The organism is Winogradskyella sp. ABM4_392 (assembly GCF_056160445.1).
In genome coordinates this window covers 195,404-207,567 of sequence record NZ_JBSWXE010000003.1, presented here as the reverse complement: position 1 = coordinate 207,567, position 12,164 = coordinate 195,404, and the positions used below count along the sequence as shown (strand labels likewise).

Genomic DNA, 12,164 nt, shown 5'->3' with positions numbered 1-12,164 from the left:
TTTAAAATATTTTAGGTAGATAGATTATTCCTGCGATAATAACTGCAACTACTGAAGCAATAAAAACAGCACCAGCAGAAATATCTTTAATAAGTCCAATCTTTGGATGGTGCTCTGGATGAATAAAATCTGCAATGTATTCTACAGCAGTATTAACGCCTTCTATGCTCATTACCAAGCCAATCATTGCAGTTTGAAACATCCATTCTGTAGCTGATATATCAAAATAAAAACCAGCAATAGTAACTACTATGGCAATAAAGACTTGAATTTTAATGCTGGCTTCGGTTTTAATAAGAATAAGCATTCCTTTAAAAGCAAAGCCAACACTTTTTAGTCTATTTACTATAAATGACTCTTTGTTTTGTTGCATCTAACTAATTAAGATAAGCTGCTTAAAGCACTAACGTAATCTGGCTCGTCTGCAATTTCAGAAACTTGTTCTGTGTGTAATATAGTACCATCAGTGTCAATAACAACAACACATCTAGATAATAATGTTTCAAACGCTCCATTTGAGAATGCCAAACCGTAATCTTTTCCGAACTGACCTGTTTTGTAATCCGATAAGCTTACAACGTTATCTAAGCCTTCAGCACCACAAAAACGTGCCATTGCAAATGGTAAATCTTTAGAAATACAAAGTACTTTAGTGTTTTCTAACTGACTTGCTTTTTCGTTAAAGGTTCTTACTGATTGAGCGCAAGTACCAGTATCTACACTTGGAAAGATATTTAATACTAATCGACTACCTTCAAAATCAGAAGAACTCATATCTTTCAATTCTGTATTAGTTAGCTTAAAATCTGGGGCTTTGCTACCAACTTCTGGTAAGTTTCCTATAGTTTCTACTGGAGTGCCTCCTAGTGTTACTTTTGCCATGTTTTAGTGTTTTAATTTTTGTTAAAAATAAAAAAAGCAATACTGAAAAGTGTAAATAAAATGATAATGTTTTAAAGAAAAAGCCATATCAATACTAAGATTAATATGGCTCTTATTCTATAATATTCTAAATACTTATCTCAACTCAGCACCAAGCTTATTTTCAAAATTAGATTGAAGCTTGTTCATTATTTTATCGATTTGCTTATCGTTAAGCGTTTTGTTTTCATCTTGTAATGTAAAGCTGACAGCATAACTCTTTTTGCCTGCAGGTAAATTTTTACCTTCATAAACATCAAACAGATTTATAGCTTTTAGCAATTGTTTTTCAGTTTGCTTGGCAATCGTGTAGATATTGTGAAAGGTAACGCTATTGTCTAGTAATAGTGCAAAATCTCTACGTACTTCAGGATACTTAGGTATGGCAGTAAACTTAATTTTGTTATGCTGTGCCATGTCTAACACATTGTCCCAATTAAAGTCAGCAAATAATACGTTTTGAGAAATCCCAAAATGCTTTAAAACAGATTTTTTAACCAAACCAAATTCAACTAAAGTTTTCTTACCAATAGAAAGGCTCATGCCTTCACTAAGAACATCGGTTTTATGAGGTGCAGATTTTAGTCGGTTTAAGCCTAAACGCTCTAATACAGCTTCAATAGTACCTTTTAAATAAAAGAAATCACTAGGTGTAGCTTGTGTGTTCCAACGTTCTTGTGCTTTGTTTCCGGTTACAAAAAGTGCTAGATGTTTGTGCTCTTCTCTGTTATCTGAATATTGATGGTAAGTTTTACCAAATTCAAATAACTTAAGATCGTCACGTTTTCTATTAATATTATGCGAAACAGCTTCTAATCCAGAAAACAATAATGATTGACGCATAACTTCTAAATCATTACTTAATGGATTTAGCATTTTTACGTTATGGTCTGGATTAAGTTGCTCACTTAACTCAACATATTTTGGTGATGTCAATGAGTTAGCCATAATCTCAAAGAACCCTTGAGAAGCCAACTGATTGCCAATGACATTTTGAAGTTTATAATCTTCAAAACGCGATGTGTTAGAAATAGAAGCGTTTAGCTTTTCAGTAGTTTTTATGTTGTTGTAACCGTAAACTCTTAGGATTTCTTCAATAACGTCAGCTTCACGCTGTACGTCATTTCTAAAAGACGGAACAGTAAGTCCTAATCCAGCTTCAGTAACATTATTGATCTTAATGTCTAAAGAGGTTAAAATACTTTTTATGGTTTCTTTCGGAATTTCTTCACCAATTAATCGCTTGGCATTATCAAAACTCAATACAACCTGAAAATCTTCAATCTTATTAGGATAAGCATCAGAGATGTCGCTCGTTATTTCACCACCTGCAATTTCAGTAATTAAAAGTGCAGCACGCTTTAAAGCATACTTTGTAAAGTTTGGGTCAATTCCTCTTTCAAACCTAAAAGAAGCGTCTGTGTTAAGGCCGTGACGCTTAGCTGTTTTTCTAACGCTTACAGGATCAAAATATGCACTTTCTAAAAAGATGTTGGTTGTAGCTTCAGTAACACCAGAATCTATACCACCAAAAACACCAGCAATACACATTGGCTTTTCGGCATCACAAATCATTAAATCATCTTCGTGTAACTCTCTTACAACCTCGTCTAATGTTGTGAATTTTGTACCAGCTTTACAGGTTTTTACTTCCACCTTGTTACCAGTGATTTTTGCAGCATCAAATGCATGTAATGGTTGTCCTAATTCATGCAAAACATAATTAGTAACATCTACAATATTATTAATAGGTGACAAACCAATAGCTTTTAATCGGTTTTGCAACCAGCTTGGAGACGTTTCAACTTTAACACCAGAAATTGTAACACCACAATAACGTGGACACTTTTCTTTGTCTTGTACTTCTACATCTACCTTTAAAGAACGTGTATCTACGTGGTAAGACATTACCGAAGGCGATATCAACTCAAGGTTAACCTCTTTTTGTAACAAACCAGCTTTTAAATCTCTTGCCACACCATAGTGACTCATTGCATCTGCACGGTTTGGTGTTAAGCCAATTTCGAAAACTTCATCATTTTCAACCTCAAAAATTTCAGCTGCAGGAGTACCAACTTTTAGGTCAGCATCAAGTACCATAATGCCATCATGAGATTCGCCAAGACCAAGTTCGTCTTCAGCACAAATCATTCCGTGGCTTTCTTCACCTCTAATTTTACCTTTTTTGATTTTCCAAGCTTCACCTTCAGCAGTATAAAGTGTTGTGCCAATTGTAGCGACAGGTACTTTTTGTCCTGCAGCCACATTGGGTGCACCACATACAATTTGTACAGGTTCAGCTTCACCAATATTTACTGTTGTTACTTTTAATCGGTCTGCATTTGGGTGTTGTTCGCAAGTCAATACTTCGCCAACTACGATACCTTTTAATCCTCCTTTTACAGATTCGTAGGTTTCAATACCTTCTATTTCAAGGCCAAGATCTGTAAGTAGTTCGCCAGTTTTCTCGGCATTCCAATCTATATTAATAAACTGTTTTAACCAGTTGTAAGATATCTTCATGTGCTGTTTTATTCAAGCTACAAAGATAAAAATACTTGTACGTTAATGAAATTTGAATATGCTTTTTTATGTAAGCTTTTTGTTGTTATTTCGAACTTTATATAAACTCATATTATAATGCGATATATTTTAATCCTCTTGGCTACTGTGATGATGGTTTCTTGCAAGAATGAAGTGAAGAACAAATATCTGGAAGTAGGAACTTATAGAGCATGGTTGCCAATTAAAGATAATGAAGAAATTCCTTTCGTTTTTAAGGTTGAATCTAAAGACAAATTAAAGATATACAATGCAGAAGAGGTTATTAATGTAGATGAGATAGAATATAAAAACGACTCGGTTTATATTCACCTACCTGTATTTAGAGATTATCTGGTTGCTAAAATTAGTAATGAAGAAAGTTTGCAAGGGTTTTATGTAAGTCCTGATAGAAATAGAAAAGTACCTTTTAGAGCAGAAGGCCATGATGATATAAGATTTCCTGTAAAAGGTAAATCTACTCAGAACGTATCTGGAATTTGGGAAACCGTATTTAGCAAAGGTATAGAAGGAGATGAATACATTGCAAAAGGCATTTTTAAACAAGAAGGGCAGAAGGTTACGGGTACTTTTAGAACCACAACTGGCGATTACCGTTATTTGGAAGGTGTTATGGATGGCGATACCATGAAGTTATCAACCTTTGATGGTGCGCATGCCTTTTTGTTTACAGCTACAGTAACCGACTCAACCATGAATGGTTATTTTTATTCTGGAAATCATTGGAAAGAGCCTTTTGAAGCGAAACGTAACGAGGTTTATGAACTACCAAGTGCCAATGAACTAACTTATCTTAAAGAGGGTTATGATAGTTTAGATTTTGTATTTCCAAACACTTCTGATGGGTTGGTAGGTCTTAAGGATGACCGATTTAAAAACAAAGTTGTGGTAGTGCAAATCATGGGAACCTGGTGTCCTAACTGTTTGGATGAAAGCAAATACTACGCAGACTTTTATAAAGCGAATAAGGATAAGGATATAGAATTTATTGCCTTAGCTTTTGAGTATGCCAAGGATAAAGAAACCGCCTTTAGTCGTATAGACAGACTACAAAGTAAAATAGGTATAGACTATCCTGTACTTTTAGCACAATATGGTGGTGCAGACAAAGCCAAGGCTCAAGAAAAGTTACCTATGCTAAACCATGTGTTATCTTATCCGACCTCTATTTTTATTGATAAAAAAGGAAAAGTAAGAAAGATACACACAGGATTTAATGGACCTGCAACAGGTGAGAAATATACTGAGTTTAAGAACGAGTTTGAGAGTTTCGTAGCAAGCCTAATAGAAGAGTAAATAAGAAAACGTTATCGTAGATTTTTAAAGGTCTTCGCGCTAAAAAGTGGATAAATAAATATCTTCGCATTGTAAATAGAAGTGTGATTATTTGATGAGTTTACAATGAAAAAGACATTATATCTTTTATTTCTGTTTCCAATATTGCTCTTTGGGCAAATTAATGAGAGCGATTCGTTAAAAATTAAAGCCAATCTATCACTTACAGGTTTTTGGCAAGCAGGTAATGTAGAAACACTAATCTTTAGAGCAAAATCTGGTATTACTTACAAACCATGGAAAAAATGGGTGGTTAAAACCCAAAATTCATATGTGTATCAAGAATTCGGGAAGGAAAAAGCTGATGCCGATTTTTTAAGTCTTAACTTCCTATACTTTAATCCAGAAAAAAAGATTTATCCTCAGCTATTAGGCTTTTTGAGCACTAATTACAGACGCGAAATAAGTTCACGTTCCTTATTGGGTGGTGGTGTAACCTTTCAGGTGTATAAAAAGGATAAGAATTGGTTGAAGTTTTCGGTAACCAGTGAGTATGAGCAAACTAATTTTAACAACACCAATTTTAATCTAAATGCCTATGATGGGAATAATGAAATTGATACTTGGCGCGGAACAATTTGGGTTAACGGTAAGTACTACCTTTTTAAAGACAAAGTAATTTTAAGCCATGAGAGTTATGTGCAACCCTCTTTAGAGGAAAGTGATAATTACCGTTGGCAAGCCGATTTTGGACTCGAATTCCCAATATGGAAATTCCTCAACTTTAAGATTAACTATTTGCGCACTTTTGAAAGTATTGTAATTGAAGGTCAAAAACGTGAAGACCAATTTTTAACCTTTGGGTTAACGTTGAAGAGTTATTGAGGATAGAATTTTCAGAAGTAGGCGAGAACAAGCAATTACTTATAGCAATTGTTGTAGCAGTTTTTTATTTAATTTCTTCTGTTAGCTTGTTCAAATATTCAGTCATTTTTTCCAAGTCTTTCAATTCAGTTTTTGATCGTCTATTATTCCAGTAGAAAGAATGACTTCCAATTTCAGTTTGAATTTTCGGATTATAAACTTTCTGAATTCTAAAATTTTTAATTAACCGAGTTCTTATAACAATATTGATAAGGCGTTTTTGCTTTCTCGGTTTTCCTAAGACTCTTATCGATTCGTGAGCCATTCCTCCAAATTCAGGCATACAGTAAACTTTTGCTCCTGGTCTGAACTGTTTACTTCCTCTCTTAATTTCCTTATTTTCTCCCCAAAAATGTTCGTCAACTATATTTCCAACAATACACCACTCAAACTCTCGACTGTCATAATCGATATTTTTGTTTGGATTAAACCAATTTGATATTTTTTCAGCTAAGTTCAATTCTGTTTTAACGTTTTCTCAAATTGCATACAACGGTTTTGGCTATGGCTCGTTGCGGAAAATCATAGCTGATTTTCCGCCGTAACCTAAAGATAGCAAATTGCAATGACACGAGTGCAACGAACTGGCGAAGCAATTCCGATTAGGAATTCAGCCGCAATGAGCTATGCACGTTGTTGTAGTGCGTTTTTAATTCCACAAATATTCTAATTCAACTCTATTTTTGTCAATTGATTTAACTATGAAAGTTGCTCCATAATTCGCAACTGAAGTATAGGTTTTTCCATTTTCTTCTCTTGTCGTAAATCCGCCACTAATGACCAAATACGTCTTTCCCTCATCAATGTCCCATTTGTAGTTTTTCGAAAGTTTCAAGTCGAGTAAATTCGGACAATTATCTTTAAATTCTTTTTCTTTCGAGAATTCCCAATGACAATCTTTATTTAATGCCTTTGATTTACTTTTTATTAGTTCTAATATTTCTCCTCTTTCGAAAGTGCTCTTTATAGTACTTGGATACCAAATTCCATTTAGTTTATTTGATAATTCTTTTTCCAAACTTTTTCTGTCAGAGTTTAATTTCTCAAAAAAATCTGAAAAAAGTACTTTTTCTAAATTCCGATATTCATAATCTTGCCAATCGCAATATCTGTCGATTTCTAAAGTGTCTAAATCCTTGATAATTGTATATTCATTGGTAACAGAACTTATATATTTTTCCTCACAAGAATCTTTGAATTTAAGTGCTTGATTCCAAAAATCATTAAGAAGTTTGATTTTATCAGCATTCATTTCAGTATCATTTGAGACAGCAATTTTTTCACTTATTTTGTATCCAGGACGAATTATTTTTCCGAAAATCTTGTTTTCTTTTTTAGTGAATTCCATTTTTTTGAAAATGAATGATTCTCCTCTTGAAACATAATTGATTGTTAACTTTTCGAATTCGGCAATTTCAGTTTGTTCCTTTTTACAAGAACAGAATAAAGTTAAAATCAGAAAGAAAAATATTGTTACTGTTCTCATTTTCAAATGCACTACAACACGTAAATAAGTCTGTATTTACAATTATTCACTGCTAATATAAAAATAATTATAAAACCCTTATAGTCAGTAGTATTATTGGTTTTTGCACACATGTGTTTTATATAACATCTCATATAAAAATATCAAAAGTGTTATATAAAACACATGTATATTGTTTATATGTAATGAAGGTAAATTAAATGTTTTAAAATGGCATATAAGTCACTAATAAGGCTTGTATCACAAACAACACCACAAAAGGAATAAACAAATACCCAACCACATCTCTGGCTTGTATTTTAATGCCTTTACCCATTACTGGAAATACAATAAGTAAAAAGAAAGGCTGTAACAGATTGCTTAAGCTTTCGCCATAGGCAACAGACATAGACGCTCTTGCTGTCATTGCAGTAACTTCGGTAGGCGAGAGGTTGGTGCCAAGTTCTTGTACCATGTTTAAAATACTTGGACCAATAACAGCAAATTCACCACCAGCAGATGGTATTGCAAAATTGATGATGCCACCAGATAGGTAAGAGATAAAAGCATAATTTTCGGTAGTGGCAATAGTCACCAAAGCATTAGTGATTTTTTCGCCCAAACCAGAAGCTAACATAATACCCATTATACCTGCATAAAACGGATATTGAAACAACACGCCAGAAATATTGCTACTGGCACGTTTCATAGCAATGCTAAAGCGCATTGGTGTAATGTGTAAGAGCATCCCAACGATAAGAAAAATGAAGATCATAATGTTAAAGTTGAGGTCAAAGCCTTTGGTGGCAAAGTGGTAAACAATATAAGCTAATCCAAGTGCAGCAACAGTAAGCTGCAACCAACCAGCATTATTTAACGCATCAGATAGTGCTTTATAGGGTAATTTGTAAGAGAGCGCTTCGTCTTTAACCGAATGGGTTTCGTTATCTAACGAGGTTTGTAAATCCTTGAGTTCTTTGCCTTCATATGATTTAGGTATGAGCAACCAAATCAGTAGTGGAGAAACTACCACAAACAAAACAATCATTGCAATATTTAGCATCGCTCCTAAACTATAACTTGTAGAAATAGTATCGTTTAAAATACCTTCTTGTATTAAAAAGTTGTTTTCTGTATTAAGCAACAAGGCAATGGAACTCGATAAACCGCAAACCCAACCATTAAAAGAAAAGTACACACAAGCCACCAAAAAAGGATAGTGAATACCTTTAATACGCAAAGCCAATTCGCGACCTAAAATGGCAGTAACTACGACCATTCCAAAGCTAATTAAGGATAGTAATGCGCCAAGCGCAATGATAATTACATAAACCTGTGTTGGTGTTTTAATGTATTTAGTAATGTGGTCAATCCCTTTTTTTACAGGTGAAGATTGCGCAATACAGTAAGCAGTAATGATAATAAGTACAATCTGCATACCGAATGATAACAGACTCCAAAAACCGTCATACCAACCTTGTAAAATATTAATAGGTTGGTGGTCTGTAAATACCAAGGCTAAAACAAAAGTGAGTAGAGTAAGCAGTAGCGCAAACACATAAGCACTTGGCATGTATTTGGTAAAACCATCTGTAAATTTCTGACCGAGTTTGGTAATCATGGTGGGTGTTGTTTTGCTAAAAATCGGAATTTACATTGAATTTTAAAAACGGAAACAACAAAGTGTTCCGTTACTTATAGTGTCATTTTAAGACTGTTTTAGCGTTTTTGCTGTATAAATTAGGGTAAGATTAACACAATTTTTAACTAGATATATTACATTATAAGGAGTGAAAATGAATAGTAATTCCACAGCATTGTGAAGTTACACTTAAAGCTGAAAAAAGAAGCTTTAAGAAATATGATAAAAGAACAAAATAATTTATGGAAAATGTATTAGTTGCTGGTGCTAATGGTACCACAGGAAAACAAGTTGTTAACATTTTAAAGAATTCGCAATATTTTAATCCGATTGCTATGGTGCGAAAAGAATCGCAGTTAGAGCAATTTAAAAATGAAAATATAGATACCGTTTTAGGTGATTTAACCAAGGATTTAACGCATGTTGTAAAAAATGTAGATAAAGTGGTGTTTGCAGCAGGTTCTGGCGGAAAGAATGTTGTTGAGGTTGATCAGGAAGGTGCAAAACGACTAATAGATGTATCTAAGATGGCAAATGTTAATAAATTTGTGATGTTAAGTTCAATGGGAGCTAATACTCCAGCGAAGTTTGAAGACCTAAAAGATTATATGGAAGCCAAGCAAAATGCAGATAAGCATTTAAGAGAAAGTGATTTGAACTATGCGATTATTAGACCAGGAACATTAAAAAATGAAGAAGGTAAAGGTAAAATTGAAATTGCAGAAAACGAATTGAAAAAACAGGGAGAAATCAGTAGGGCAGATGTTGCGCAAACATTAGTTAGAGCTCTGCATGATGATGCTCCTAAAAACAAAACTTTTGAAATTTTAGAAGGTGAAACCTTGATAGGAAAAGCCTTTGAAGTTGCTATGAATTAAAAAGAAGTTTTAATTCAATATAAAAATTGAAAATTCGAAGAGGTGTGATTTGGTCATGCCTCTTTTCTTTTGTCTTAATAATGCGTTAATTAACAGTTAGTTGCTGTTCTTTAACAAGTCGCTAACAGCTTTGCTTTTAAAAACGGTCTACCTTGAAACCATATTCATCAGCAAAACACGTTTGGTTATGTTTTGAAGGTCTGGTTTTTGTTGGTGCCAGGCCTTTTTTTTCATTCCTGCGAAAGGAGGAATCTCATCACAAAAGGTCCTATATCTATATAAACCACATATTGTCATTCTGAACTTGTTTCAGGATCTCTGAGAGTTTCAAAACCTTAACTAATATAATTCCAGATATTACGGTACTTGCTCATTTGTCTGTAAGTATTCAAAATCATTCTATGTTCCGGTAAAGCTAAGCTAGGGTCGAGATTTAAAACCGACTTCGCATGATATCTGGCAAGTTCAAGTATGTCCTTATCCTTCACAATATCTGCAATTCTAAGATTTAAAACACCACTCTGTTGTGTACCCATAATATCGCCAGGACCTCTAAGTTTCAGATCCACTTCAGCAATTTCAAAGCCATCTGTAGAACGCGCCATGGTTTCTAAGCGCGTTTTGCTATCATTACTCAACTTGTGTCCGGTCATTAAAATACAATAACTCTGTTCGGCACCACGACCAACGCGTCCACGTAGCTGGTGTAATTGCGATAAACCAAAACGTTCAGCGCTTTCAATAATCATAACCGAAGCATTTGGCACATTAACACCAACTTCAATAACAGTAGTTGCAACCATAATGTTGGTTTTACCTTCAGCAAAGCGTTGCATCTCATAATCTTTGTCTTCGGCTTTCATTTTTCCATGAACAATAGAAATTTGATAATCTGGTGTTGGAAATTCTCTTGAGATACTTTCGTAGCCATCCATCAAATCTTTATAGTCCATTTTTTCACTTTCTTGAATTAGAGGATACACGACATAGATTTGTCTGCCTTTAGCAATTTCGTCTTTCATAAATCGAAAAACTTTCAGTCGATTATTATCGTATCGATGAACTGTTTTTATCGGTTTTCTACCAGCTGGTAATTCGTCAATAATTGAAATATCTAAGTCGCCATAAACAGACATTGCTAAGGTTCTAGGAATTGGCGTTGCGGTCATGACTAAAACGTTAGGAGGTAGTTCGTTTTTATGCCACAATTTTGATCTTTGTTTTACTCCAAAACGATGTTGTTCATCAATAATAGCAAGTCCTAAATTTTTAAATTTTACCTTATCTTCGAGCAGCGCATGAGTGCCAATTAAGATCTGTAAATTGCCATTTTCGAGATTTTCATGAATAATTCGTCTATCTGAAGTTTTAGTTGATCCAGTTAATAATGAAATACTGATATTCAATTTATTACACCATCTTAATAATCCATTATAGTGCTGAACTGACAAAATTTCAGTTGGCGCCATTAAACAGCATTGAAAACCGTTGTCAAGTCCCATGAGCATTGACATAAATCCAACTATGGTTTTGCCAGAGCCTACATCTCCTTGTAAAAGACGATTCATTTGTGCATTGCTTCCTAAATCTGCTCTAATTTCTTTAAGAACACGTTTTTGTGCATTAGTTAAATCGAAGGGTAAATGGTCTTTGAAAAAGGTGTTGAAATAGTCTCCTACTTTTTCAAAAGTGAAGCCTTTTATTTTTGATTTGTGGATTAAATTTTTCAAAATTAACTGCAGTTGAATGTAGAATAATTCTTCAAATTTTAATCGAAATTGTGCTCTAGAAAGTAGCTCTGGAGACTTCGGAAAATGCACATTAAAAAGTGCGTCAGATTTTGATAATAATTTTAATTCCCCTCTAATTGTATCCGATAAAGTTTCAGCATAACGTCCTTTGGTTTCCAAAAATAATTGCTGCATTATTTTGGTTACAACCCGATTTGTTATCCCTTTGTTTGATAGTTTTTCGGTTGACGGATAAATGGCTTGCATGGCAGAACGAAGACTTTTTTTGTGCTCTGATAGGAGTTCTAATTCAGGATGTGGCATGCTAAATTTACCATTAAACCAATTGGTTTTACCGAAAATAACATAAGGTTGTCCTGTTTTTAGGTTTTCTCTTATCCATTTTTGACCTCTAAACCATACCAGTTCCATTACACCAGTATCGTCTCTAAATTCTGCTACCAAACGTTTTCCTCTTTTTTGGGCTACTTCTCTAAAGTTGCTTATTTTTCCAACGACTTGGACTTCAGCATTATTGCGTTGTAATTGGTTGATTTTATAATATTTAGTGCGGTCGATGTAGCGGTTTGGGAAGAGGTTAATCAAGTCCTGATAGGTGTGAATACCCAACTCTGAGCGCAACAAATCTGCTCGGTTAGGTCCAACGCCTTTAAGGTAATCGATAGGTGTTTGTAAGTTCACACTCATAGTTGCGAATTTACCAAATTCTTATAAAGGGATAATTCTAAAATTTTGTTATTTCTAAT

At 34.1% G+C, this 12,164-nt stretch carries 10 protein-coding genes; 3 read left to right on the top strand and 7 right to left on the bottom strand.

Annotated features, from left to right (window positions below; all coding sequences use genetic code 11):
• Position 1: 1 nt before the first annotated feature.
• The 3 genes from ACXAFS_RS09605 to pheT all read right to left on the bottom strand — a co-directional run bounded on the left by ACXAFS_RS09605 (position 2) and on the right by pheT (position 3,444).
• A complete protein-coding gene (locus ACXAFS_RS09605) occupies positions 2-373 on the bottom strand; it encodes a diacylglycerol kinase (RefSeq protein WP_475306616.1) in 372 nt (123 codons plus the stop codon).
• 8 nt (positions 374-381) lie between these two features.
• Complete coding sequence (gene tpx / locus ACXAFS_RS09600; RefSeq protein ID WP_475306615.1) at positions 382-882, bottom strand: thiol peroxidase; 501 nt, start codon at positions 880-882, stop codon at positions 382-384.
• A gap of 135 nt (positions 883-1,017) precedes the next feature.
• Complete coding sequence (gene pheT, locus ACXAFS_RS09595; protein ID WP_475306613.1) at positions 1,018-3,444, bottom strand: phenylalanine--tRNA ligase subunit beta; 2,427 nt, start codon at positions 3,442-3,444, stop codon at positions 1,018-1,020.
• Positions 3,445-3,561: 117 nt separating this feature from the next.
• On the opposite strand from pheT, the gene ACXAFS_RS09590 reads away from it, so the two are divergent.
• Positions 3,562-4,779 carry a peroxiredoxin family protein gene (locus ACXAFS_RS09590; protein WP_475306612.1) on the top strand — a complete coding sequence of 406 codons (1,218 nt, stop codon included), beginning with the start codon at positions 3,562-3,564 and terminating at the stop codon, positions 4,777-4,779.
• A gap of 105 nt (positions 4,780-4,884) precedes the next feature.
• Positions 4,885-5,643, top strand: a complete 759-nt coding sequence (locus tag ACXAFS_RS09585; protein ID WP_475306611.1) for a DUF481 domain-containing protein — start codon at positions 4,885-4,887, stop codon at positions 5,641-5,643.
• A 64-nt stretch (positions 5,644-5,707) separates the two neighbouring features.
• Here ACXAFS_RS09585 and ACXAFS_RS09580 read toward each other — a convergent pair whose 3' ends face one another.
• The 3 genes from ACXAFS_RS09580 to ACXAFS_RS09570 form a co-directional block, all read right to left on the bottom strand.
• Positions 5,708-6,142 (bottom strand): hypothetical protein, encoded by a 435-nt coding sequence (locus ACXAFS_RS09580; protein ID WP_475306609.1) that lies wholly within the window; start codon positions 6,140-6,142, stop codon positions 5,708-5,710.
• A 189-nt stretch (positions 6,143-6,331) separates the two neighbouring features.
• Entirely contained in the window at positions 6,332-7,168 is an 837-nt protein-coding gene (locus tag ACXAFS_RS09575; RefSeq protein WP_475306608.1) for a hypothetical protein, read from the bottom strand.
• A 205-nt stretch (positions 7,169-7,373) separates the two neighbouring features.
• Positions 7,374-8,768: a short-chain fatty acid transporter gene (locus ACXAFS_RS09570; protein ID WP_475306607.1), complete on the bottom strand. Its 1,395-nt coding sequence runs from the start codon at positions 8,766-8,768 to the stop codon at positions 7,374-7,376.
• Positions 8,769-9,031: 263 nt separating this feature from the next.
• On the opposite strand from ACXAFS_RS09570, the gene ACXAFS_RS09565 reads away from it, so the two are divergent.
• A complete protein-coding gene (locus ACXAFS_RS09565; RefSeq protein ID WP_475306605.1) occupies positions 9,032-9,667 on the top strand; it encodes an SDR family oxidoreductase in 636 nt (211 codons plus the stop codon).
• 335 nt (positions 9,668-10,002) lie between these two features.
• Here ACXAFS_RS09565 and recG read toward each other — a convergent pair whose 3' ends face one another.
• Positions 10,003-12,105, bottom strand: a complete 2,103-nt coding sequence (recG, locus tag ACXAFS_RS09560) for an ATP-dependent DNA helicase RecG (protein ID WP_475306604.1) — start codon at positions 12,103-12,105, stop codon at positions 10,003-10,005.
• Positions 12,106-12,164 lie beyond the last annotated feature (59 nt).

Bases quoted from the DNA above. Each gene is read 5' to 3' on its own strand.
- ACXAFS_RS09605 (WP_475306616.1), bottom strand. From the start codon at position 373: ATGCAACAAAACAAAGAGTCATTTATAGTAAATAGACTAAAAAGTGTT.
- tpx (WP_475306615.1), bottom strand. From the start codon at position 882: ATGGCAAAAGTAACACTAGGAGGCACTCCAGTAGAAACTATAGGAAAC.
- pheT (WP_475306613.1), bottom strand. From the start codon at position 3,444: ATGAAGATATCTTACAACTGGTTAAAACAGTTTATTAATATAGATTGG.
- ACXAFS_RS09590 (WP_475306612.1), top strand. From the start codon at position 3,562: ATGCGATATATTTTAATCCTCTTGGCTACTGTGATGATGGTTTCTTGC.
- ACXAFS_RS09585 (WP_475306611.1), top strand. From the start codon at position 4,885: ATGAAAAAGACATTATATCTTTTATTTCTGTTTCCAATATTGCTCTTT.
- ACXAFS_RS09575 (WP_475306608.1), bottom strand. From the start codon at position 7,168: ATGAGAACAGTAACAATATTTTTCTTTCTGATTTTAACTTTATTCTGT.
- ACXAFS_RS09570 (WP_475306607.1), bottom strand. From the start codon at position 8,768: ATGATTACCAAACTCGGTCAGAAATTTACAGATGGTTTTACCAAATAC.
- ACXAFS_RS09565 (WP_475306605.1), top strand. From the start codon at position 9,032: ATGGAAAATGTATTAGTTGCTGGTGCTAATGGTACCACAGGAAAACAA.
- recG (WP_475306604.1), bottom strand. From the start codon at position 12,105: ATGAGTGTGAACTTACAAACACCTATCGATTACCTTAAAGGCGTTGGA.